Source organism: Streptomyces sp. NPDC048182 (genome assembly GCF_043202555.1).
Lineage (GTDB): Bacteria > Actinomycetota > Actinomycetes > Streptomycetales > Streptomycetaceae > Streptomyces.
In genome coordinates this window covers 145457-166656 of sequence record NZ_JBIDAQ010000007.1, presented here as the reverse complement: position 1 = coordinate 166656, position 21200 = coordinate 145457, and the positions used below count along the sequence as shown (strand labels likewise).

General features: G+C 75.0%; 23 protein-coding genes and 1 pseudogene. 10 read left to right on the top strand and 14 right to left on the bottom strand.

All coding sequences use genetic code 11. The annotated features are described in order from the left end of the window. Positions 1-10: 10 nt before the first annotated feature. Positions 11-1375, top strand: a complete 1365-nt coding sequence (locus ACGFZL_RS16335; RefSeq protein ID WP_393692178.1) for an FAD-dependent oxidoreductase — start codon at positions 11-13, stop codon at positions 1373-1375. 72 nt (positions 1376-1447) lie between these two features. On the opposite strand, the gene ACGFZL_RS16330 is transcribed toward ACGFZL_RS16335, so the two are convergent. From ACGFZL_RS16330 to ACGFZL_RS16285, 10 genes are all read right to left on the bottom strand, one after another. After that, positions 1448-3025 (bottom strand): SpoIIE family protein phosphatase, encoded by a 1578-nt coding sequence (locus ACGFZL_RS16330; RefSeq protein ID WP_393692176.1) that lies wholly within the window; start codon positions 3023-3025, stop codon positions 1448-1450. After that, positions 3022-4797: an ATP-binding protein gene (locus tag ACGFZL_RS16325; RefSeq protein ID WP_393692174.1), complete on the bottom strand. Its 1776-nt coding sequence runs from the start codon at positions 4795-4797 to the stop codon at positions 3022-3024. Before ACGFZL_RS16325 ends, ACGFZL_RS16330 begins: the two co-directional genes overlap by 4 nt. Next, entirely contained in the window at positions 4794-5834 is a 1041-nt protein-coding gene (locus ACGFZL_RS16320) for an ATP-binding SpoIIE family protein phosphatase (protein WP_393692172.1), read from the bottom strand. Before ACGFZL_RS16320 ends, ACGFZL_RS16325 begins: the two co-directional genes overlap by 4 nt. Then, positions 5822-6241: an anti-sigma regulatory factor gene (locus ACGFZL_RS16315; protein ID WP_393692170.1), complete on the bottom strand. Its 420-nt coding sequence runs from the start codon at positions 6239-6241 to the stop codon at positions 5822-5824. Before ACGFZL_RS16315 ends, ACGFZL_RS16320 begins: the two co-directional genes overlap by 13 nt. Further along, positions 6238-6615 carry an STAS domain-containing protein gene (locus tag ACGFZL_RS16310; RefSeq protein ID WP_393692168.1) on the bottom strand — a complete coding sequence of 126 codons (378 nt, stop codon included), beginning with the start codon at positions 6613-6615 and terminating at the stop codon, positions 6238-6240. Before ACGFZL_RS16310 ends, ACGFZL_RS16315 begins: the two co-directional genes overlap by 4 nt. Then, positions 6612-7460, bottom strand: coding sequence for an STAS domain-containing protein (locus ACGFZL_RS16305; protein ID WP_393692166.1), 849 nt, complete (start codon positions 7458-7460; stop codon positions 6612-6614). Before ACGFZL_RS16305 ends, ACGFZL_RS16310 begins: the two co-directional genes overlap by 4 nt. Before the next feature lie 124 nt (positions 7461-7584). Continuing rightward, positions 7585-7959 carry a hypothetical protein gene (locus ACGFZL_RS16300; RefSeq protein WP_393692164.1) on the bottom strand — a complete coding sequence of 125 codons (375 nt, stop codon included), beginning with the start codon at positions 7957-7959 and terminating at the stop codon, positions 7585-7587. Positions 7960-8029: 70 nt separating this feature from the next. Then, positions 8030-8554: a roadblock/LC7 domain-containing protein gene (locus ACGFZL_RS16295; protein WP_393692162.1), complete on the bottom strand. Its 525-nt coding sequence runs from the start codon at positions 8552-8554 to the stop codon at positions 8030-8032. Between the two features lie 38 nt (positions 8555-8592). Next, the gene (locus ACGFZL_RS16290; protein WP_393692160.1) at positions 8593-9378 is read right to left on the bottom strand and encodes a hypothetical protein; all 786 of its coding nucleotides are present in this window, start codon (positions 9376-9378) and stop codon (positions 8593-8595) included. Further along, entirely contained in the window at positions 9375-9767 is a 393-nt protein-coding gene (locus tag ACGFZL_RS16285) for a hypothetical protein (protein ID WP_355173531.1), read from the bottom strand. Before ACGFZL_RS16285 ends, ACGFZL_RS16290 begins: the two co-directional genes overlap by 4 nt. Before the next feature lie 184 nt (positions 9768-9951). On the opposite strand from ACGFZL_RS16285, the gene ACGFZL_RS16280 reads away from it, so the two are divergent. After that, positions 9952-11034, top strand: a complete 1083-nt coding sequence (locus tag ACGFZL_RS16280) for a YihY/virulence factor BrkB family protein (RefSeq protein WP_393692157.1) — start codon at positions 9952-9954, stop codon at positions 11032-11034. Positions 11035-11078: 44 nt separating this feature from the next. Beyond that, a complete protein-coding gene (locus ACGFZL_RS16275; RefSeq protein WP_355173527.1) occupies positions 11079-11381 on the top strand; it encodes a hypothetical protein in 303 nt (100 codons plus the stop codon). 6 nt (positions 11382-11387) lie between these two features. Here the strand turns inward: ACGFZL_RS16275 and ACGFZL_RS16270 are convergent, their stop codons facing one another. Continuing rightward, positions 11388-12182 (bottom strand): SDR family NAD(P)-dependent oxidoreductase, encoded by a 795-nt coding sequence (locus ACGFZL_RS16270; protein ID WP_393692155.1) that lies wholly within the window; start codon positions 12180-12182, stop codon positions 11388-11390. 203 nt (positions 12183-12385) lie between these two features. Here ACGFZL_RS16270 and ACGFZL_RS16265 point away from each other — a divergent pair, with 203 nt between their 5' ends. Beyond that, positions 12386-13552 (top strand): hypothetical protein, encoded by a 1167-nt coding sequence (locus ACGFZL_RS16265; RefSeq protein WP_393692153.1) that lies wholly within the window; start codon positions 12386-12388, stop codon positions 13550-13552. Between the two features lie 13 nt (positions 13553-13565). Here ACGFZL_RS16265 and ACGFZL_RS16260 read toward each other — a convergent pair whose 3' ends face one another. Both ACGFZL_RS16260 and ACGFZL_RS16255 read right to left on the bottom strand, forming a co-directional pair. Beyond that, positions 13566-13754, bottom strand: a complete 189-nt coding sequence (locus ACGFZL_RS16260; RefSeq protein WP_393692552.1) for a hypothetical protein — start codon at positions 13752-13754, stop codon at positions 13566-13568. A 25-nt stretch (positions 13755-13779) separates the two neighbouring features. Next, positions 13780-13962 (bottom strand): annotated as a pseudogene (locus ACGFZL_RS16255) (maleylpyruvate isomerase N-terminal domain-containing protein); the annotation flags it as partial. Positions 13963-14057: 95 nt separating this feature from the next. Between ACGFZL_RS16255 and ACGFZL_RS16250 the strand changes: the two are divergent. The 3 genes from ACGFZL_RS16250 to ACGFZL_RS16240 are packed head-to-tail and all read left to right on the top strand — an operon-like array spanning position 14058 to position 17774. Further along, positions 14058-14630 (top strand): (2Fe-2S)-binding protein, encoded by a 573-nt coding sequence (locus tag ACGFZL_RS16250; RefSeq protein ID WP_393692151.1) that lies wholly within the window; start codon positions 14058-14060, stop codon positions 14628-14630. Continuing rightward, complete coding sequence (locus ACGFZL_RS16245) at positions 14627-15619, top strand: FAD binding domain-containing protein (protein ID WP_393692149.1); 993 nt, start codon at positions 14627-14629, stop codon at positions 15617-15619. Before ACGFZL_RS16250 ends, ACGFZL_RS16245 begins: the two co-directional genes overlap by 4 nt. Before the next feature lie 25 nt (positions 15620-15644). After that, positions 15645-17774, top strand: a complete 2130-nt coding sequence (locus ACGFZL_RS16240) for a xanthine dehydrogenase family protein molybdopterin-binding subunit (protein WP_393692147.1) — start codon at positions 15645-15647, stop codon at positions 17772-17774. A 70-nt stretch (positions 17775-17844) separates the two neighbouring features. On the opposite strand, the gene ACGFZL_RS16235 is transcribed toward ACGFZL_RS16240, so the two are convergent. Then, positions 17845-19353: a hypothetical protein gene (locus tag ACGFZL_RS16235; protein WP_393692145.1), complete on the bottom strand. Its 1509-nt coding sequence runs from the start codon at positions 19351-19353 to the stop codon at positions 17845-17847. Between the two features lie 205 nt (positions 19354-19558). On the opposite strand from ACGFZL_RS16235, the gene ACGFZL_RS16230 reads away from it, so the two are divergent. The 3 genes from ACGFZL_RS16230 (at position 19559) to tgmB (ending at position 21191) form a co-directional block, all read left to right on the top strand. Beyond that, positions 19559-19882: a YkvA family protein gene (locus ACGFZL_RS16230; RefSeq protein WP_393692143.1), complete on the top strand. Its 324-nt coding sequence runs from the start codon at positions 19559-19561 to the stop codon at positions 19880-19882. A gap of 119 nt (positions 19883-20001) precedes the next feature. Beyond that, on the top strand, positions 20002-20193 hold the full coding sequence (gene tgmA, locus ACGFZL_RS16225) for a putative ATP-grasp-modified RiPP (protein WP_355173509.1): 192 nt from the start codon (positions 20002-20004) through the stop codon (positions 20191-20193). A gap of 14 nt (positions 20194-20207) precedes the next feature. Continuing rightward, positions 20208-21191, top strand: a complete 984-nt coding sequence (gene tgmB, locus ACGFZL_RS16220; protein WP_393692141.1) for an ATP-grasp ribosomal peptide maturase — start codon at positions 20208-20210, stop codon at positions 21189-21191. Positions 21192-21200 lie beyond the last annotated feature (9 nt).

Sequence of the window (21200 nt, the reverse complement as noted above, 5' to 3'; positions counted from 1 at the left end):
GAACTCGAACATGCCCCGCCCGCTGCGGGTAGCCATCGTCGGATCCGGCCCCGCCGGGATCTACGCCGCCGACGCACTGCTCAAGTCCGAGGTGGCCGCCGACCCCGGTGTGTCCATCGACATCTTCGAGCGCATGCCCGCCCCGTTCGGGCTGATCCGGTACGGGGTCGCCCCCGACCACCCGCGGATCAAGGGCATCATCACCGCCCTGCACCAGGTGCTCGACAAGCCGCAGATCCGCCTCTTCGGCAATGTCGACTACCCGACCGACATCAGCCTGGACGACCTGCGCACCTTCTACGACGGTGTGATCTTCGCCACCGGTGCGACGGCCGACCGGGCCCTGCCGATCCCCGGCGTGGACCTCGACGGCTCCTACGGCGCCGCCGACTTCGTCTCCTGGTACGACGGCCACCCGGACGTCCCCCGCACCTGGCCGCTGGAGGCCGAGAAGGTCGCGGTGCTCGGTGTCGGCAACGTCGCGCTCGACGTGGCCCGCGTCCTGGCGAAGACGGCCGACGAGCTGCTGCCGACCGAGATCCCGCCGAATGTGTACGAGGGCCTGAAGGCCAACAAGGCCCTCGAGGTGCACGTCTTCGGCCGCCGCGGCCCGGCGCAGGCGAAGTTCAGCCCGATGGAGCTGCGGGAGCTGGACCACTCCCCCAACATCGAGGTCATCGTCGACCCCGAGGACATCGACTACGACGAGGGCTCGATCGCCACCCGGCGCGGCAACAAGCAGGCCGACATGGTCGCCAAGACGCTGGAGAACTGGGCGATCCGCGACGTGGGCGAGCGGCAGCACAAGCTGTTCCTGCACTTCTTCGAGTCGCCCACCGAGATCCTCGGCGCCGACGGCAAGGTCACCGGCCTGCGCACCGAGCGCACCGAGCTGGACGGCACCGGGAACGTCAAGGGCACCGGCGAGTTCACCGACTGGCCGGTCGGCGCGGTCTACCGGGCCGTCGGCTACCTCTCCGAGGAACTGGCCAAGCTGCCCTGGGACCTGGGCACCGGCACCGTCCCGGACGAGGGCGGGCGGGTCATCGCCGAGTCCGGCGAGCACCTGCAGTCGACGTACGTCACCGGCTGGATCCGGCGCGGCCCGGTCGGCCTGATCGGCCACACCAAGGGCGACGCCAACGAGACGGTGGCCAACCTCCTGGCCGACCACGCGAACGGACGGCTGCACACGCCGGCCTCCCCCGGCCCCGAGGCCGTGGACGCCTTCCTCGCCGAGCGGGACGTCCGCTTCACCACCTGGGACGGCTGGTACCGCCTGGACGCCGCGGAGCGCGCGCTGGGCGAGCCGCAGGGGCGGGCGCGGGTGAAGCTCGTGGAGCGGGAGGACATGCTCCGCGAGAGCGGCGCCTGAGCCCCACTCGTGCTGTGGCCGGCGCCGGTGTCCCGAGGGGGCGCCGGCGCCGGCCGCGTTCCGGGGGGGCCGTCAGCCCGGTCCGGGGTCGGACAGCCGGATGGCCATCAGGGCGACGTCGTCGCTGCCGTCCGGCGGCAGGCGGTCCAGGAGGTCGGCGCAGGCCCGCTCGGGGTCGGCGGAGATGCCGGCCGCGACCCGGGCGAGGGTGTCCAGGGAGTCCTGGAGGTGCACGTGGCGGCGCTCCACCAGACCGTCCGTGACGAGCAGGACCAGGGTGCCGGGCGGGGCGGTGACCTGCCGGGCCGGCGGATGGGGCAGGCCGAGCCCGAGCAGCGGCCCGTGGTCGTAGACGTAGGACGTCGTGCCGTCGGGGTGCCGCAGCAGCGGGGGGAGGTGGCCGGCGTTGGCGATGTGCAGGGTGTCGGTGCCGGACTCGACGAGGATCACGCACAGGGTGACGCTGGCACCGGGTTCGACGGTGGTGAGCAGGTGGTCGAGGCGGGTGAGGACGTCCGCCGGCGGGTGGCCCTCGACGGCGTAGGCGCGCAGCGCGTGCCGGACCTGGCCCATCACCATGGCCGCGTCCAGGGAGTGCCCCGCCACGTCGCCGACGGCGACGACCAGCCCGGCGGGGGTGCGGATCGCCTCGTAGAAGTCCCCGCCGATCTCGGTGCGCTCGCCGGCCGGGAGGTAGCGGACGGCGAGGTCGGCGCGGGACGTCTCGGGCAGGCTCTCCGGCAGGAAGCCGCGCTGCAGGGTGAGGGCGAGCGCGTGTTCCTCGCTGTAGCTGCGCAGGGCCTCAAGGGCCAGGGCGGCGGCCTGGGCCAGCTGGGCGAGGAGCTGCTCGTCGTCCCCGCCGGCGACGGCGCCGGCGGGGGTCACGAGGACGACGGGCGGGCGCTCGGCCTTGGCCCGGCCGGCCACGGTGCGGCGCCGCTCCGGGCCGCCGAGGCGGGCGGACAGGCACGGCGGGTCGGCGGGCCTGACCGTGGTGAGGTGGTGCACCTGTGTCTCGGCGCCGCCCTCGTCGTGCCAGGTGTGGGCGACCAGCGGGGCGCCCTGGGGGCTGGAGAGGAAGGCGGCCACCTCGCAGCGCAGGATCGCCGCCGCGCCCTCGGCCGCCGCGGCGGCCAGCTCCTGCGCGTCCGTCGCACTGTACAGGGCCAGCGTGGCCCGGTTGAGCAGGCGCAGCCGCTCGGCGAGCAGCTCGGCCCGGCGCCGGGCGCGGGCGTAGCGCAGGGTGGCGGTGACGGTGGCGAGCAGTTCGGCGGGGGCGACGGGTTCGACCAGGTAGGCGTCGGCGCCGCGGTAGAGGCCCTGGGCCCGGTCGTCCACGGTGATGGCGGACGCCGAGATGTTGATCACGGGCACGGCGGCGGTGGCCGGCTCCGCCTTGATGTGCTCGCACACCTCGAACCCGGTCATGTCCGGCAGCCGTACGTCGACGATGGCGACCTCGGGGAGCTCCCCGCCGTCGCGCAGCGACTCCAGCGCCCCGGTACCGTCCTCGGCCTCGGTGACCCGGTGGCCGGCCCGGCGCAGGGTGGTGGTCAGGACGTAGCGGTTGGTCGGGTCGTCGTCCACGACGAGCACGTGCGCGGGGACCCGGTCCGTGTCGGCGGCGTCCGGGGCGGGGGTGGGGTTCATCGGGGGTCCCTCGGGGCCGGACGGGTCAGGGCGGTGACGAGCTGCGCGGTGGTGAGGCGGGACTTGTTCAGGACGGCGCGCACCCCGGGCAGGCGCTCGTGGTCCACGTCGGCGGGTTCGGCCGCCGTCAGCACCACGACGGGCACCTCGGCGGTGGCCGGGTCGGCGGCGAGCCGGCGCCGCACCTCGTAGCCGTCCGGTCCCGGCATGTCCAGGTCGAGCAGGACGGCGTCCGGCCGTCCGGCGCGCACCGCGGCGGCGGCCCGGGCACTGTCGGTGACCAGGGTGACGGACGCGACGAAGCGGTCCAGGAGCGGGCGGAAGCCGGCCAGGAACGTCTCGTCGTCGTCCACCACGACCAGCGACAGCCGCGCCAGGGGGCCCGGGTCGGGGGCCGGCTCGGTGGGGCGGGAGGGGATCTCCACGACGACTCGGGTGCCGCGGCCGGGCTCGCTGTCCAGGGTGAGCCGGCCGCCCAGGGCCTCGGTGAGGCGGCGGGCGTAGGGCAGGCCGAGGCCGGTGCCGGACCGGCCGCGCTGGTGCGGGCCCCGGACCTGGTAGAACTCCTCGAACACCCGGTCGAGGTCGGCGGCCGGGATGCCGACGCCGGTGTCCCGCACCTCGAAGCGGAAGCGCTGCCCCGCCCCGTCGGCGGTGTCCTCCTCGGTGACGCCCAGCGCGACCGAACCCGCGGCGGTGAACTTGAGCGCGTTGGACAGGACATTGCGCAGGATCCTGGTCAGCATGACCTCGTCGGTGACCAGGGGGCCGCGCTGCGCCCGGTCGGGGATGCGCAGGTCCACACCCGGCTGGGCCATGCCCTGGAGGGTGCCGCGCAGCTGGTGGAGGAGGGTGCGCAGGTCGGTGTCGGCGGGGTGCGGCTCCAGCCGCAGCCGGCCGGACTCGGCCTTGGCCACGTCGAGGAGTTCGTCCACCAGCGCCAGCAGCGTGCTCCCGGACGCCTGGACCAGGGCGACCTGCTGGTGCTGCTCGGCGGAGAGCGGTTCCGCCCCGGGGTCGAGGAGCAGCCGGGTCAGGGCGATGACCGAGTTCACCGGCGAGCGCAGCTCATGGCTGACGTTGGCCCAGAACCGGGTGCGGTACTCGTGGGCCTGCTGGAGCTGGCGGGTCTTGTCCTCCAGCTCCGCGTAGAGGGCGACGACGCCGCTGTTGGTCTCCTCCAGCTCGCCGGCCAGCTCGGAGTAGAGCGCCAGGACACCGCTGTTGGTCTCCTCCAGCTCGGCGTTGAGCCGCTGCAGCTCCTCCTGCTGGTGCTGGGACTCCTCCAGGGCGGCCAGCAGCTGCCGGTTCTGGCCGCGCAGCGCCCCGACCAGGTCGGCCGCCGCGTCGGGCGCGCCGAGCCGGCCGCGGACCGCGGCGGCCAGCTCGCCGACCGTCCCCGGGGGCGGCGGGAGGCGCTGGGCGAGGACCAGTTCGTGTCCGTCGCCCACCGGGGTGAGCCGGCAGGTGTCGAGGAGGCGCCCGGCCGCGGTCAGCAGTGTCGCGGGCGGCCGGCGGCCGTCCTGCCAGGTGAAGCGCGCGGCGAGCAGCAGGGCGTCGGTCTGCTCCAGGCACAGGCGTGCGGTCAGCCCGGCGGCGCCCAGCAGGCGCTCCCCGGCCTCGCTCACCACCGTCGTCAACCGGACCAGGGGGCTGCCGGTCAGGTCGGCGGCGCGGCACGCCGACTGGGCGAGGCGGCGCAGGGCGACCACGTCGCCCCCCTCACGGAGGGCGAGCGTGATCAGTTCCCGGACCGGCGGCCCGTCGCTCACGGCTGCCTGTGCACGGCCACGACGATCCCGGCGTCGTCCCGTCGGACCGCGGCCTGGTTGAAGATCTGGGCGGCGACGAGGGCGGGGGCCTGGCCGAACAGGCCGGGGAAGTCGGCGGGCTTCCAGCGGTCGTTGAGCCCGTCCGAGTGCATGATCAGCGCGGCACCGGGCGGGAACGCCGCCTCGAAGGTGCGCGGCCGGGGCAGCTGCACCCCGACGATGCCCGGCAGCGACGGCAGCGAACTGCGCCCGTCCGGGGTGGCGACCAGGGCGCTCACATTGCCCGCCCCGCTGAGCCGGACGCGCCGCGCCGTCGGGTCGACCAGGGCGATGGCCACCGCCGCGCCCCTGGTGCCGCGCAGCGCCTGGTGGACGTCGGCCAGCACCGCGGCCGGTTCCGTCCGGCGGCTGTCGCGGAAGGCGCTCCTGGCCCGCTCGGCGGCCCGCGCCGCCAGCGGGCCGTGGCCGAGCCCGTCGCACATGAGCAGCAGGAGGGCGTCGCCGTCGCCCGCCGTGCGCACGGCCCAGCCGTCGCCGCACACCTGCTCGCCGCCGATGGGACGGGTCAGGCCGCCCACGTCCACCGGGCCGACCGGCGCGAAGGGCTCCTCGGCCCAGAAGCGGGCGTAGACGGCGGTGCCCCGGCCGTGCAGGGAGTGCACACCGGAGACATCCGCCAGCCGGGTGACGGTCCCCATGCCGACGCCGAGGCTGCCGGAGGCGGACATGCCGTCGCGCAGCGCCCGCTGGACGTCGGCGATGCCGGGGCCGCTGTCCAGGGACAGGCACTCCATGGCGGCCCGGTCCCGGGAGCGCACCACCCGCAGGACGAGGGAACCGTCGTCGGCGTACTTGAGGAGGTTGGTCGCCAGCTCGGTGACGCACAGCTCCAGGTCGGCGACGCGCGCCTCGGGCAGGCAGACGCCGCGGGCCAGCCGGCCCGCCTCGCGGCGCGCGGCGGCCGCCAGGGCGACGTCCGCGCGCAGCCAGCACACGTCGCCGGACTCGGCGACGAGCGTGGCGTTCACCGGCTCCACTTCACAATGCTCACCGTGGTGCCCTCGGGACCCGACCGGAGGTCGAACTCGTCGACGAGCCGCTTGGCGCCGCTCAGGCCGAGCCCCATGCCGTTGCCGGAGGTCCAGCCGTCGGTGAGGGCCAGCTCCAGGTCGGGTATGCCCGGGCCCTCGTCCTGGAACTCCACGAAGATCCCGGTGCGGCCCGCGTCGGTCACGGCCGCCGCGCGGACCACGCCGCCGCCGCCGTAGACGAGCATGTTGCGGCCCAGTTCACTCGCCGCGGTGACGAGCTTGGTCTGGTGCACCAGCGAGAGACCGCTGCGCTGCGCGAGGTTGCGCACCATCTGCCGGGCGAGCACGACGTCACTGGTGTTGCCGACCGGGACGGTCTCGGCCGCGACGCCCTGTGTCGCGTAGTCCTTCATGCGCGGTCCGCGGTGCCCACGCTGAGGCGCCGCAGCAGCTTCAGCCCGCGCTCCAGGTTGAGGGCGGTGCGGACGCCCTTGAGGGACAGTCCCAGTTCGACCAGGGTCATGGCGACGGCCGGCCGCATGCCGACGACGATGGTCTCCGCGCCGAGGAGGCGGGAGATGGCCGCGTTGGTGGCGAGCATGCGCCCGACGAAGGAGTCGACGATCTCCAGCGCGGAGATGTCGATGACGACGCCCTTGGCGCCGGTGGCGACGATCCGGTTGGACAAGTCCTCCTGGAGGTCGAGGACCATCTGGTCCTCGAGGTCCGTCTGGATGGAGACCAGCAGGATCTCGCCGATCTTGAGAACGGGGACGCGGTCGCTCACAGCAGGCCCCGCACGTCGTCCTCGGCGTCCTTGGCGACCTCCCTGACGGCCTGGCGCAGCGCGTCGGAGAGCGAGGCGTTGGTCGGGATGTCGCCGAACTCGATGCCGAGGGCCACGATGGTCTGGGCGATCTGCGGGCGGATGCCGGAGACGGTGCACTGGGCGCCCATCATCCGGGCGGCGACGACCGTCTTCAGCAGGTGCTGGGCGACCTGGGTGTCCACGGTGGGGACGCCGGTGATGTCGATGATGGCGTGCGTGGAGTCGCTGTCCACCAGGGTCTGGAGCAGCTTCTCCATGACGACCTGGGTGCGCGCCGAGTCCAGCGTGCCCACCAGGGGGACGCCGACGACGCCGTCCCACAGCTTCACGACGGGCGTCGACAGCTCCAGGAGCTGCTCGGCCTGCGAGGAGATGATCTCCTCGCGGGTGCGCACGAACGCCTCGGTGGTCAGCAGGCTGAGGTCGTCGAGGATCCGGGCGAACTGGAGGTAGACCCTGGCCCCCTCCGGGTCGCCGACGAGGCGGGGTTCGAGGACCTCCTTCAGCGCGAGGACGCTCATCGCGGTCTCGGTCGGGCTGAAGCCCTGCCGAGCGCGGTTGCGGGAGAGTTCGATCAGCAGGCTGCGGGTCTCGGCGAAGTGGTCGCCGCGGCTCTCCAGGCCGCCCCCCTGCAGTGCCCCGAGGATCGACTCGTACAACTCGGTCAGCTCCCGCCGCATCTCGGCGGCGCTCAGCCGGCCCTGTAGGGCGTCCCCGATCGTCCGCGACCACTGGGCGAGGAACTCGTCCCGGTGGGTGGTCAGCGCCTCGACCAGCAGTTGCGCCTTGCTATCCGTTGCCACGTCCGCCCCACCAAACACTTGAGTGAATCTGCCCTGTAGAAGATACGTCACCTGGGCGGACGGGCGATCCCCGCGGCGGGCGGCGGGCGGCTCCGGGTGGAGCGCGCCCGCTCCCGCGGGCGGCTCAGACCTCCAGATCGTTCTCGATCCGGCGCAGCTGGTGGCGGGCCATCGCCAGGTTGGCGCGGCTGCCGTCAAGGACCAGGTACAGGAACAGCCCGTTGCCGCCGCGGCCCTTCATGAGGCGGATCAGGTGGTACTGGGTGTTCAGGGTGATGAGGATGTCCTCGATCTCCTCCTTGAGGCCGAGCAGCTCCATGGTGCGCAGCTTGGCGCGCACCACGTCGGTGTTGCCGGCCGCGGCGACCTCCAGGTTGAAGTCCTTCGTGCCGCCCAGGGTGCCGAGCGCCATGCCGCTGGTGTAGTCGACCAGGGCGGCGGCGGTGGCGCCGTCGATGGAGCTGAGGCATTCCTTGAGCGCGGTCTCCAGGTTGGCCATGAGTGGTTCCTCTCCTACGGGATCTGCGTGAGCGGTGGATCGGACGCGGTCGGGGATCAGCGGTCGGGGATCAGGTGGGCCTGCGGTGGCCGCCGGTCTGCGGACGCGGTGGGTGGGCGGGCCGCTGCGGGGTGCGCACCGGCAGGGTGCCGATGGGGCGGGCGGCGTCGGGGAGGGGGGCCGCGGTGTGCTCGCCGACCGTGGTGCCGTGGCGGTCGGGCCCGATCTGCGCGGCGACCAGCTCGCCGATCCGGGTGCCGCTGCGCCGGCCCTCCAGGTGCAGGCGGCCGACGTTGACCCGGCCGTCGGCGAGCAGGGTGAGGACGGCGGCCGGTCCCGCGGCGTAGGTGGCGACGTAGCCCTCGGCGCCGCGCAGCAGCAGTTCGCGGAAGACGCCGCGCGCGGTGGCGTCGGCCATCCGGTGGGCGACGCCGAGGGCGGCGGCGGTCAGCGCGGCCAGGCCCTCGGGTTCGGCGCCGGGCGCGTCGTGGGCGAGGACCAGTCCGTCGACGGTGGCCGCGAGCGAGCCGGTCAGCTGGGGCACGCGGTTGCGCAGGCGGTGCAGTTCCTCCAGGACGTCGCTCTCGACGGCCATGAGCAGTCTCCTTTCGGCACGCTGGCGGCGCGCGCGGATCACAGGGCCTCCAGGGCGTCTCGCAGCCGCCGCAGCAGAGTCGTGTCCGGGTCGCCCCACAGGTCGCCGGCCGGATCGGGGCCGGCCAGGACGGGCGCGGGGCGGACGGCGGCGGTGACGAGTCCGTCGGCGGCCAGTCGGCGCAGTTCGACGAGGGTGTGGTAGGCGCGGCAGCCAAGGGCCGCGGCGATGTCGGCGGCGGTGCGCACCCCGTCGACCTGGGCGAGGGTCCGGCCGCGCCGGGCGGGCAGCTCGGCCGCGCGGGCGGTGTCGGGTACGCGGGCCAGCGGCGCGGTGTCGACGGCCGGGTCGGGCCAGATCCGCTCCAGGAGGGCCTGCCGGCGCCGCGACTCGCGCACCACGGCGTCGACCGGCACGGAGCGGACCGCGCCGAGCCAGTGCACGGCGCCGGGCCGGAAGCGGTGGGCGCGGGTGTCGTGGGCGAGGACGAAGTACGCGGCGTCGAAGAGCGCGCCCAGGTGGCACACCTCCAGGGCGCCGGCGCCTATTCGGCCGCCCTCCACGAGCCGGTGCCCGACCCGGTGGTGGGCGCCGCCCCGGTCGACCGCGTCCCACCAGCCGTCCGGCGGGACGGCGCCGCTGCGGGTGAGCAGGACCCGGAGGTCGGGGGTGGCGGCGGACTCGACGTGCACGACGCGCCCCGCCGCGAGGTAGACGATGCCCCGCTCCCCCGACAGCGCCCCGGTGGCGCCCTCGGCGGCCAGGGCGCCGAGGGCCGCCGAGGTCGTCTCGTGCGTGGTCCAGGTCGTGGTCACCCGGGTCATCCGAGCACCAGGCGATCCGCCGTCTCGGCCAGCCGGATGCGGGCCAGCGCGAGGTTGCCGTCTTTGCGGTCGAGCCACAGGTGGAGGAAGACGGTGGAGTCGAAGGGCGTGCTGACGAACCGGAGCAGGTGGTAGGAGTCCGGGGTGGTGACGATCATGTCCTCGACGGGCGGCGTCTTGTCCGGCACGGCACCGGCCGGCGCCAGGGAGCCGCTCTCGGCGGCGTGCCGGGCCAGTTCCGCCGTCTCGGCGGCGGTCGCCTCCAGGTCGCCGCCCGGCGCGTCGCCGACGGCGCCGAGCGCGAGCCCGCTGATCCAGTCGACCAGCGACGCGCCGCGCGCGCCGGGCAGCCGCATGGCTTCCAGCAGACTCTCGTCGATTCCGGGCACGCCGGATCCCCTCCCCTGCGCGGACATACCGCGAACGTGACGCAGAGGCTACGGAAAGTACGCGCGTCCGGTGAGCGCTTTGGCATTTTCCAGAGGAACGTGCGACACCTGCGCCATACTTCGCCGCCGCGCACCTGCCCGTCCGGGGTGGCGTGTCCGCGCCGAGACGGGCAATGCGCTGTGCATGGCCCGACTGCACCTCCCCCACCGCGGGGCACCCGACCCTGACGAGACGCCGCGCCGGGCGGCCGACGATGCGCCGGACAAGACGCCGGAGGAGGACTACGGTCCGGACGCCGCCACCGAGCGCGCCGCGCCGGACTCGCCGGTGAAGCTGCCGGGACGCTCCTGGCTCGCCCTGCTGAAGCGCGTGGTCCACGAGTTCCAGGACGACGAGCTGACCGACCGCGCCGCCGCGCTGACCTACTACGGCGTGCTGTCGATGTTCCCGGCCCTGCTGGTGCTGGTCTCGATGCTCGGCATCGCGGGCAAGTCCGCCACCCAGGACGTGCTCGACAACCTCCAGAAGCTGGCCCCGGGCTCGGCGCGGGACATCATCTCCGACGCGGTGACGCAGCTGCAGGCCAAGTCCGGGCTGGGTTCCGTCCTCGCGGTGGTCGGCCTGCTCGGCGCCGTCTGGTCGGCGTCCGGCTACGTGGCCGCCTTCATCCGCTCCGCCAACGCCGTCTACGACGTGCCCGAGGGGCGCCCGGTGTGGAAGGTGCTGCCACTGCGGGTGGCGCTGACGGTGGTGCTGCTGGTGCTCGCCGTGGTCAGCGCGCTGATCGTGGTCTTCACCGGCAGCCTGGCCCAGCAGGCGGGCACCGCGCTCGGCATCGGGGACAGTGCCCTGACGGCGTGGTCGATCGCCAAGTGGCCGGTCCTCGTGGTGCTGGTCACCTCCATGATCGCGCTGCTGTACTGGGCCACGCCGAACGCCCGGGTGAAGGGCTTCAAGTGGATCTCGCCGGGCAGCGTGCTCGCCCTGCTGATCTGGATGGCCGCCTCGGCCGGCTTCGCCTTCTACGTGGCGAACTTCGGCTCGTACAACAAGACCTACGGCACCCTGGCCGGCGTCATCGTCTTCCTGGTCTGGCTCTGGGTGACGAACCTGGCCATCCTCCTCGGCCTGGAGTTCGACGCCGAGCTGGCCCGCCAGCGCGTCATCGACGGCGGCCACGCGCCCGACGCCGAACCGTACGTCGAGCCGCGCGACACCCGGGCCTGGGACGAGGCCGACCACAAGCGCGCCGCGCAGGACGACTGAGACGACCGTCACATGGGCCGCCCCGGCAGGGGTACGCGGACGCCATGAACGACAAGGACACCCCGAAGAAGGACACCGAGCGGGCCGAGGACGAGCGCGCCGCGGCCCGCCCCTTCGAGTACCCCTATCCGGAGCGCCGCGCGGGGGTGCGCGCCACCCGGCACATCAGCCGCGAGGAGGCCGACGCAGACAGCGTGCCGGGCGTGCCCGGCGGCTACGGCACCACGGGCGGCGGGCAGCCGGGCGGCGGCCGGTCCACACCGCAGACGCGGGACGACGACACCGCCGAGGAATCCGGCGTCACCGACATCGCCGGCGGGCGCGAGCCGCGCGAGGACACCCCGTAGCGGCCCTTACGGCAGGATCGAGTCGACATAGCCGCCGTCCACCCGGACGGCGGCGCCGGTCGTGGCGGAGGCCAGGGGCGAGCTGAGGTAGACCACCAGGTTGGCGATCTCCTCGGGTTCGATGAGCCGCTGGAGCAGCGACTGCGGCCGGTGCTCGCGCATGAAGGTCCGCTGGGCCTCGTCCCAGGGCAGGTCGCGGTCGACCAGCTGGTACACGAAGTCCTCCACGCCCTCGGTGTGCGTGGGCCCGGCGATCACCGAGTTGACGGTGACGCCACTGCCCGCGGCCTCCTTGGCGAAGCCGCGACCGACGCCCAGCAGGGCCGTCTTGGACACCCCGTAGTGGATCATCTCCGCCGGGATCACCACGGCCGAGTCGCTGGCGACGTACAGCACCCGGCCCCAGCCCCGCTCCCGCATCCGCGGCAGGTAGGCGCGGGTGAGCCGGACGCCGGCCAGGACGTTGATCTCGAAGTAGCGGCGCCATTCGTCGTCGCTGATCTCCAGGGCGGGTTGCGCGCCGAAGATGCCGAGGTTGTTCACCAGGATGTCGGCGTCGGGCAGCGTCTCGACGGCTCGCTCGGCGCCCTCCTCGGTGCCGAGGTCGGCGGCGACCGGCACGAAGTCGCCGGCCGGCACCTCCTGGCGCAGCCGGCCGATGCTCTGCTCAAGGCGCCCGGCGTCCCGGCCGTTGACGCCGACGCGGGCGCCGGCCCGGGCGAGGCCGGCGGCGATGGCCGCGCCGATGCCCTGTGTGGAGCCCGTCACCAGCGCGGTCCGCCCGCCGAGGTCGAGGTTCATCGGTTCACTCCCAGTCGTTCGACAGCCGTGTGATCGTCCGCCGTGCGGGTGCCCGGCCCGGGCCACGATCCACCTCGCGGACCGGCCATGGGCCATCCGCGGCCCGCGACACGCCCGTACGACGCACCCCCGGGTCCTCCGGACCGACCTGCGGCGACATACTGGCCCGTGCCCCTGCCCGCGCCCCGCTCCCCGATGGACTCATGCCGACCTCTTCCCCCGCACGCCCCACGACTCCGCCCACGGTGTGGCCGGCTCGCGGCCGCCACGTCGGTTCGGCCGCGGCGGACATCGTCCGGCACCGGCTCGCCGGGCTCAAGGACCGCCGGGTCATCGACGACTTCCACGAGCTGCCCGCACCGCCGGCGCCGGACGGCGGTGCCGGTGACCTGGTCTTCGAGGCGCGGTGGCGGGTGCCGGGGCCGCTCACGGTCCGGGCCAGGCTCACCCTGTCCCCGGCCACGGCCGGCGGGCAGGTGTGGACGCTCCTCGCGGAGGCCGAGCGGCCCTGGGACCTCTCCTGGCCCTCTCCCGCCACCGTGTTCTGGCCCGAGGATCCGGACGTCACCTGGGACCGGGACATCGCGACGGGGCTGCGGCTGCGCGGCCTGAACGCGCTGCCGGAGGACGACAAGGCGGTGCGGCGGCTGCTGCGGGACGCCGCGCGCAGCCCGTGGAACATCCATGTCGTCGTGCACGAGGCGATGACGCCGGACCACCGCGGCCGGGTGCCGCTGGCCGACCGGCTGCCCCCTGGCCTGCGGCACCGGGTGGTCGAGCACCGGGCGGCCCCGCAGCAGCTGCGGGTGGTGAACTGGGCGCTGGACGACCACGGGGTGCAGGTGCCGCGGGGCGGCGCCGTGGTGCTGCCGGGCTCGCCCGCCCCGGAGGGCTACGACGCCGACGTGTGCTCCGCGCAGACGGTCTACCTCGACGGCCGCGAACCGGCCGGCCTGCTCGCGGCCGTGCTGGCGTTCGCCGCGCTGCCCCGGCCGCTGGCGGACGGCGCCGAGGAGGCGCTGACCGCGCTGCGGGAGGACTGGCGGCTGCTGACCCTGGAGGAGGAGCTGGCCCACGAGCGCCGGCTGGTCGCCCGGTACGCCGAGGCGCTGGAGGCCATGACCCGCTCCCGCGACCTGTACCGGGAGGCCGCCGAGCAGGCGGGCGAGGCGCTGGCCGCCTACCGGGAATCCGGCGGGGCCGCGCCCGCCGCCCCTGCCGAGCCGCCCGCCGGCCCCCCGCTGCGGGGGCTGAGCCGCACCCTGGAACGCTTCAGGGGCACCGGCCGCGCCGCCCGGCCGCAGCCGGAGGACGCCTCCGGCGCCCAGGAGCCGACGCGCCGGCCGGAGGCCCCGGGCTCGGCGGACTGAGGGAGCCGCTCGGTCAGCTGAAGAGGGGGCGCCGGTCCGCGTGCGGGCCCAGGGCCGCGCGCTCGGCCGGGGTGAGCGGGGCACGCCCCGTGGCGACGAGGGCGTAGCGCGTGTCCTCCCACTCCCGCGGCGCCGGGCGGTCCAGCAGGCCGTCCAGGGTGGCCCGGACCGCCGCGAGGGCGCCGGGCGGCGGGCCCGGCACCGCCGGCAGGCCGGTCCGACTGCCCGGCGGTCGGCGTGTGCAGCGCCACCAGGACCCGCTGGGCGTCGCCCAGCAGATGGAACACCAGGTCGCGCACCGCCCATCCGGCGGAGTCGGTCGGCGGCCAGGACTCCTCGTCACCGAGTCGGCGGACGACGTCCGCCACCGCCTGACAGGAGTCGGCCAGCACGTGCGAGGGCGCGTTCATGGTCGGCACTCCAGGGCTCCACGTGTCATCCGCGCCTACCTGGTTACGCGGTCTGCACGGCACAAACCGGCCCGTACCGGAAGGTCACCGATGCCATGGACAGCCAGCAGCACGCCAGCGCTCCCGGTGCCGCTCCCCCGTCGGAGTCCCGCTCGGAGATCACGCTCCGGGTCAACGGCACCCCGCACTCCCTGATCGTCGACCACCGCCGCGTCCTCCTCGACCTGCTGCGCGAGGACCTCTCGCTCACGGGTGCCAAGAAGGGCTGCGACCACGGCCAGTGCGGCGCCTGCACGGTCCTGGTGGACGGGCGGCGGATGAACGGCTGCCTGCTGCTGGCCGTCACGCTGGACGGCTGCGAGGTCACCACCGTGGAGGGCCTGGCCGGGGACGGCGACGGCGGGCGACTGCACCCGCTGCAGCAGGCGTTCCTGGACCGTGACGCCTTCCAGTGCGGGTACTGCACCCCCGGCCAGCTCTGCTCCGCCCTCGGCGCCATCGCCGAGGCCGACGCCGGGCACCCCTCGCACGTCACGGACCCGGCGGCACCCTCCGAGGCGCCGATGGCCCTGGACCGGGACGAGATCCGCGAGCGGCTCAGCGGCAACCTGTGCCGGTGCGGGGCCTATCCGCGCATCGCCGACGCGGTCGAGGACGTGATCCCGTGAAGTCCTTCGCCTATGTCCGGGCCGGCAGCGTCGAGGAGGCCACCGGCGCCTTCGCCGCCCACCCCGGCGCCCGCTACCTCGGCGGCGGCACCAACCTGGTGGACCTGATGAAGCTGGGCGTGGAGGCGCCGGCGGCCCTGGTCGACGTCACCCGGCTCCCGCTGGACGCGGTGGAGGAGACGCCGGACGGCGGGCTGCGTATCGGGGCCATGGTCCGGGGCAGCGACGCGGCGGCCCACCCGCTGGTCCGCGACCGCTACCCGGCCCTGTCCCAGGCGCTGCTCGCGGGCGCCTCCGGGCAGCTGCGCAACGCCGCCACCACCGGCGGCAACCTGCTCCAGCGCACCCGCTGCCCCTACTTCCAGGACGTGACCAAGCCCTGCAACAAACGCGAGCCCGGCTCCGGCTGCGGCGCCCTGGACGGGGTGCACCGCGACCACGCGGTCCTCGGGCACTCCGACCAGTGCATCGCCACCAACCCCTCCGACATGGCGGTCGCGCTGGCCGCCCTGGACGCGCGGGTGGAGCTGCACGGCCCGGAGGGCGACCGCGCCCTGCCCGCCACCGACTTCCACCGGCTGCCGGGGCAGCACCCGGAGCGGGACACCGAGATCCGCCCGGGTGAGCTGATCACCGGCGTGCTGCTGCCCGCCGCCACCGCCGGGCTGCCCTCGGCCTACCGCAAGGCCCGCGACCGGGCGTCGTACGCCTTCGCGCTGGCCTCCGTCGCCGCCGTGCTGGACGTGCGCGACGGGGTGGTCGAACAGGTCGGCCTCGCCTTCGGCGCGCTGGCGCACCGGCCGTGGCGGGCCCGGCGGGCCGAGGACGCGCTGCTCGGCGCGGCGCCCACGGAGGCCGCCTTCGAGCACGCCGTCGACCTGGAGCTGGCCGCCGCCGAACCGCTGCGGGACAACGGCTACAAGGTGCCGCTGGCCCGCCGGCTCGCCCTCGACGTGCTGGGCCGGCTCGCGCCGCCGGCCGCCCCCTGACCCCCGCGCTCCCCAGGAGGACGTCATGACCGTCATCGACAAGGTCCTGGGCGCTCCCGCCGAGCGCCGGGAGGGACGGGAGAAGGTCACCGGCACCGCCCGGTACGCCGCCGAGCACGAGCTCCCGCACCGCGCGCACGCCTGGCCGGTGCCCGCCGCGATCGCCCGCGGCCGGGTGACCGGCGTGGACGCGGCGCCGGCGCTGGCGCTGCCCGGGGTGCTCGCGGTGCTCACACCCGAGAACGCGCCCCGGCTCGGCGACCCCGACGACCCGGTCCTCGCCGTGCTCCAGAACCCGGGGGTGCCGCACCGGGGCTGGTTCGTGGCCCTGGTGGTCGGCGAGTCCCTGGAGGCGGCCCGGGCGGGCGCGGCGGCGGTCCGCGTCGCCTACGAGGCGCAGGACTTCGACGTGACACTGACTCCCACCCACCCGGACGCCTACGTCCCCGAGTCGGCCAACGGCGGCTACCCGGCGGTGCTCGAACAGGGCGACCCGGACGGCGCCCTCGCCGCCGCGCCGGTCCGCCTGGACGCGGAGTACCGGGTCCCGCCGCTGCACAACCACCCCATGGAGCCGCACGCCAGCACGGCGTCCTGGGACGGCGACCGGCTGACCGTGTACTCCTCCAGCCAGGGCACCACGGCGGCCCGCGCCGAGCTGGCCCGGATGTTCCGGATCCCGCCCGAGCACGTCACGGTCCGCGCCGAGCACGTGGGTGGCGGCTTCGGCTCCAAGGGCACACCCCGACCGGACATCGTCCTCGCCGCGATGGCGGCCCGGCACACCGGCCGGCCGGTGACCCTGGCGCTGCCGCGCCGCTTCCTCCCCGCGGTCGTCGGACACCGCGCGCCGACCCTGCACCGGCTCAGCCTGGGCGCGCAGGCCGACGGGCGGCTCACCTCGCTGGTGCACGAGGTGACGACGCACACCTCCCGGGTGAAGGAGTTCGTGGAGCAGGCCGCGGTGCCGGGCCGGGTGATGTACGCCGCCCCGAACAGCCGCACCCTGCACCGGGTGGCGGCCCTCGACGTGCCCACCCCCTCCTGGATGCGCGCGCCCGGCGAGGCGCCCGGCATGTACGCCCTGGAGTCGGCGCTCGACGAGCTGGCCGGCTCGCTCGGCGTCGACCCGGTGGAGCTGCGGATCCGCAACGAGCCGGACCGGGAGCCCGGCAGCGGCAAGCCGTTCAGCAGCCGGCACCTCGTGGAGTGCCTGCGCGAGGGGGCCCGCCGGTTCGGCTGGACCGGCCGGGACCCGCGTCCCGGCACCCGGGCGGAGGGCTCGCTGCTCTACGGCACCGGCGTGGCCGCCGCCACCTACCCGGTGCTGGTCTCCCCCTGTGCCGCCTCCGCGCGGGCGCTGCCCGACGGCCACTTCCAGGTCCGGGTCAACGCCACCGACATCGGCACCGGCGCGCGGACGGTCCTGGCGCAGATCGCGGCCGAGGCGCTGGGCGCGCCGCTGGAAGGCGTCCGGATCGAGGTGGCGGACAGCGGCATCGGCTTCGCGCCGGTGGCGGGCGGCTCCGCGGGCACCGCCTCGTGGGGCTGGGCGGTGCACGAGGCGTGCGCCCGGCTGACCGAGCACCTGGCCTACCACTCCGGGCCGCTGCCCGACGGGGGCGTGGTGGCGGAGGCCGACACCACCGGCGCGGCGGACGCCGAGAGCGACTACGCGCGGCACGCCTTCGGCGCCCACTTCGCCGAGGTCGCCGTCGACACGGTGAGCGGCGAGGTGCGGGTGCGCCGGCTCCTCGGGGTCTTCGCGGCCGGGCACATCCTCAACCCCCGCACGGCGCGCTCCCAGTTCATCGGCGGGATGACAATGGGCCTGGGCATGGCGCTGACCGAGGACAGCCACATGGACGCGGCGTTCGGCGACTTCACCGAGTCCGACCTCGCCTCGTACCACGTGCCCGCGCACGCCGACGTCCCGGCGGTGGACGCGCACTGGATCGACGAGGAGGACGCCCACCTCAACCCGATGGGCAGCAAGGGCATCGGGGAGATCGGCATCGTGGGCACGGCGGCGGCCATCGGCAACGCGGTGCACCACGCGACCGGGGTCCGCCTGCGCGAACTCCCCCTCACCCCGGACCGGGTGCTGGACGGCCTGCTCGAACACGCCCATCCGCCCGGCACGTTGGGCGTCTGAGACGGCCCGGCGCCGGGCGGCCCCGATGGGCGCCCGGCGCGGAGCGGAAGCGGGTGGCGGTGGAGGCCGGTCAGTCGGCCGCGGCCTCCGCCGCCCGTGCCGCGTCGCGGGCCGGCCGGCCGCGCCCCGGCGTGCGGGTGAACAGCCGCAGGCCGAGCGCCACGAGGGCGACCAGGGCCGCGAGGCAGGCCGCACCGGCGGCGGCCCAGGCGGGCGCCAAAGTGAGGTCCATGGCCCGGGAGAGCCGCGCCGAGGGGTTGGCCGTCGCGCAGATCCTGGCGACGGCAAGTGCCGCCGGGAGCAGCACCGCCACCGCGAGCGCCCAGACGGCCGCGCGCAGGGTCAGCACCAGGCCGACGACCAGGCAGAGGGCCGAGAGGCCGAGCGCGAGCCCATAGGCGCGGGCGGAACCGCCGTCCTGGTGCAGCGGGAAGAACGCCACCCCGCAGCCGGCCAGGACCGCCACGGTCAGCCAGGCCGACCAGGCGGCCGGCCGTCGGGAGCGGGGGGCCGTACGACCGGGCTCGCCCCGGTCCCCGGCGGGCCGCGGGTCGGGAGCGTCGTGGTGTCCGCGCACGGGGCGGTCCCGGCCGCCCGGACGCCGGTCCGGCCGGGCCGCCCGACGCCGGTCGCGCGGCTCTTCGGCGACGGGTGCGGCGTCGGGTGCGTCGGAGTGCGCATCCCACGGCTCGTCGCCGGTCCGCTCCGCACCGGCCGGTTCGTCAACGGCCCATGACGCGCCGGGCGGCTCCGCACCGGCCCACTGCTCATCGGCCCGGTCCGCACCGGCCGTTGCCGCGCCGGTCCCTCGTGCACCGCCCGGTTCGGCGGAAACCCGCCGCGCACCGCCCTGGTCGATGGGCAAGTCGTCGACGGGCGGGTCGTCGACGGCCCGTTCGTCGCCGTACCACTCGTCATCGGCCCGCGCCGCACGGTCGGCACCGTCGCGCGGAGCCTCGGGGCGCGCGGGGCGCTCGACGGCGATCCGGCCGATGAGCTCGACCAGTTCCTCCACGGGCCGCCCGGTGGCGGCGGCGCGGACGGCCTCCTGGCCGCAGTGCGGCTCCAGGGGCGTGTGCTGCAGGAGGTGCATGAGCCGGGACACGTCCTCCACCGGACGGCCCTCGGCGGCGGCCCGGATGGCCTCGTCGGCGCTGTCCGGGTGGCGTGGCGGCCGGGTGAGGAGCATCACCAGGCGGGTGACGTCCTCGACGGACCGGCTCACGCCGGCCGCCCGCAGCGCGCCGACCGTCGCCTCCGCGTACTCGGGGGACTGCTCCAGGGTGGTGATCAGGTCCACGACCTCGTCCAGCGGCCGGTCGGCCACGGCCGCGCGCACCAGGTCTCCGACGGGGTCGCCGTGGACGGCGGGACCGGCGTCGGGGCCGGCGGGTGCGTCGAACCCGCCGAGGTCGTCGAAGTCGTCCAGCGGGGCCAGGCCGTCGAACTCGTCGACGGCGGTCCGGACCGGATGCGTACCGGTGGCCGAGACGGTCTCGCCCGCCGGCGGGTCGAGAGGAGCCTCGGCCGGGGGTATCGCGTACTCGGACGAACGGGGTGAGGAAGAGCCGGTGTTCATGTTCTCTCCGTGAGGTGGGGTCGCGGCCGCTCAGCGTCCCCGACCTGCGACACGCGCTCTGGTGGTCCTTTCTAGGCGGGTCCGCCGCCGCCTGCCACTCGGTGTGGGCCACCGGGATGAGTGGGGCGCCCGGACGGACTTATCGCCGTCGCCAGCGGGCATCCCCAAAGCAAGGGGTTTCCGCGCGGCGGGAGGAGGGGGCGGGATGGACACGACCACGGAACTGATCGTCGCCGCGGCGGTGGTGGCGGCACTCGTCCTGGCGGTGGCCGTGGGGGTGCTGATGCGGCTGGTGCGCACCCGGCGGGAGCTGCGGCGGGCCGGTCTGCCGACGGGGCCGCGCTGGGTGTTCTGGGGAGCCGTCCTCTATCTCGTCCTGCCGGCCGACCTGCTGCCCGATCCGGTGTACCTGGACGACATCGGCGTCCTGCTCCTCGCCCTCAGGTCCGTCCGCGGCCCACTCGGCCGGCGAGGGCACGACGGGCCGGGGCGGCCGGAGGCCGAATCGCACCGTGATTACGCAGCGTAAGGAAACCAATCACCCGTTCGATTCGTATAAGTCTCTGGAAGCCGAAGGAAGTCGGCGGACCAGGCGACGGCGCACCAGGGACCATCGCTTGATCGGGCAGCACCGACGAGGGAGAGACGATGCAACCGTTCGCGCTCAACTACGCACGGCCCGCAGTGGAGTGGGAAGCCACCACTCCCTACGTCTATGACTCCGGTCTCCAGCTGAACGTGCTCATGGACGGGCGGGTGGCCGCCCGGGACCACGCGCTGCTGAGAGACCTGGGGACCACGACCTCCACCGCGGGGTCGAAGACGCATTTCGACGACTGAGCACGGGCCGTCGTATGACCGTGTTGATCCTGACCAGCGAAGAGGATGTCACCGCCGACATGGTCGTGGTGCATCTGAACGCGGCGGGAGTGCCGGTGGTCCGTCTCGATCCGGCCGATCTGACCGGATCCGCGGCGCTGTCCGGCGAGTTCGCGCACGGCTCCTTCCGGGGTCATCTGTCCGCGGGTGACCGCCTGGTGAGCATCGGGGGGCTGCGATCCGTCTGGGTGCGCAGACCCGGGGACGCGGCGGGCCGCGCCGCGTCCCCCTCACCATGGTTGACCGAGGAGTCGGCACAGGCGCTCTACGGCATGCTCCGCGGCTGCGGGGCGCGCTGGATGAACGACCCGGACGCGGCCCATCGCGCCCGCTTCAAGCCCTGGCAGCTGCGGCTGGCCCAGCAGTGCCTGATGGCCGTGCCGGCCACCCTGATCACCACGTTCCCGCGGGCGGCCAGGGAGTTCGCCGAGCGCCATCCCGACCTGGTGGTCAAACCCGTCTCGGGGGCCCATCCGCAGGATCCGCCGCGCGCGGTGCCGACGAGCCGGGTCCCGCCGGGCGCGGACTTCTCGGCCGTCGCCCACGGCCCGACGCTGTTGCAGCGCCGGGTGGTCAAGCGGGCCGACATCCGGCTGACCGCCGTCGGCGACCGGCTGCTCGCGGCCCGCAAGGCGGTCCCGGCGGACGGTGATCCCGGTGAGGTGGATGTCCGGTTCTCGACGTCCGGGGAGCCGTGGCGGCCCGCCGAGGTGCCGGCCCGGGTCGCCGAGTCGGTCCTCGCCTACCTCGACGCGGCCCATCTGGCCTACGGTGCCTTCGACTTCGCCGAGGACGGCGACGGCACCTGGTGGTTCCTGGAGTGCAACCAGTCCGGGCAGTTCGGCTTCGTGGAGGTGGACACGGGCCAGCCGATCGCGCGGACCATCGCCGCCTGGCTGGCCCGGCCGGGCGTGGCGGACGGGGCGTCCGCCGACGGGACCCGGCTGACCATGCGCTGACCTGGGGGG

Excerpts from the sequence above, each read along its gene's own strand:
- ACGFZL_RS16290 (WP_393692160.1), bottom strand. The coding sequence starts at position 9,378 with ATGACCCGGGTGACCACGACCTGGACCACGCACGAGACGACCTCGGCG.
- ACGFZL_RS16300 (WP_393692164.1), bottom strand. The coding sequence starts at position 7,959 with ATGGCCAACCTGGAGACCGCGCTCAAGGAATGCCTCAGCTCCATCGAC.
- ACGFZL_RS16335 (WP_393692178.1), top strand. The coding sequence starts at position 11 with ATGCCCCGCCCGCTGCGGGTAGCCATCGTCGGATCCGGCCCCGCCGGG.
- ACGFZL_RS16330 (WP_393692176.1), bottom strand. The coding sequence starts at position 3,025 with ATGAACCCCACCCCCGCCCCGGACGCCGCCGACACGGACCGGGTCCCC.
- tgmA (WP_355173509.1), top strand. The coding sequence starts at position 20,002 with ATGCAACCGTTCGCGCTCAACTACGCACGGCCCGCAGTGGAGTGGGAA.
- tgmB (WP_393692141.1), top strand. The coding sequence starts at position 20,208 with ATGACCGTGTTGATCCTGACCAGCGAAGAGGATGTCACCGCCGACATG.
- ACGFZL_RS16295 (WP_393692162.1), bottom strand. The coding sequence starts at position 8,554 with ATGGCCGTCGAGAGCGACGTCCTGGAGGAACTGCACCGCCTGCGCAAC.
- ACGFZL_RS16235 (WP_393692145.1), bottom strand. The coding sequence starts at position 19,353 with ATGAACACCGGCTCTTCCTCACCCCGTTCGTCCGAGTACGCGATACCC.
- ACGFZL_RS16265 (WP_393692153.1), top strand. The coding sequence starts at position 12,386 with ATGCCGACCTCTTCCCCCGCACGCCCCACGACTCCGCCCACGGTGTGG.
- ACGFZL_RS16240 (WP_393692147.1), top strand. The coding sequence starts at position 15,645 with ATGACCGTCATCGACAAGGTCCTGGGCGCTCCCGCCGAGCGCCGGGAG.
- ACGFZL_RS16280 (WP_393692157.1), top strand. The coding sequence starts at position 9,952 with ATGGCCCGACTGCACCTCCCCCACCGCGGGGCACCCGACCCTGACGAG.
- ACGFZL_RS16270 (WP_393692155.1), bottom strand. The coding sequence starts at position 12,182 with ATGAACCTCGACCTCGGCGGGCGGACCGCGCTGGTGACGGGCTCCACA.
- ACGFZL_RS16275 (WP_355173527.1), top strand. The coding sequence starts at position 11,079 with ATGAACGACAAGGACACCCCGAAGAAGGACACCGAGCGGGCCGAGGAC.
- ACGFZL_RS16315 (WP_393692170.1), bottom strand. The coding sequence starts at position 6,241 with ATGAAGGACTACGCGACACAGGGCGTCGCGGCCGAGACCGTCCCGGTC.
- ACGFZL_RS16230 (WP_393692143.1), top strand. The coding sequence starts at position 19,559 with ATGGACACGACCACGGAACTGATCGTCGCCGCGGCGGTGGTGGCGGCA.
- ACGFZL_RS16250 (WP_393692151.1), top strand. The coding sequence starts at position 14,058 with ATGGACAGCCAGCAGCACGCCAGCGCTCCCGGTGCCGCTCCCCCGTCG.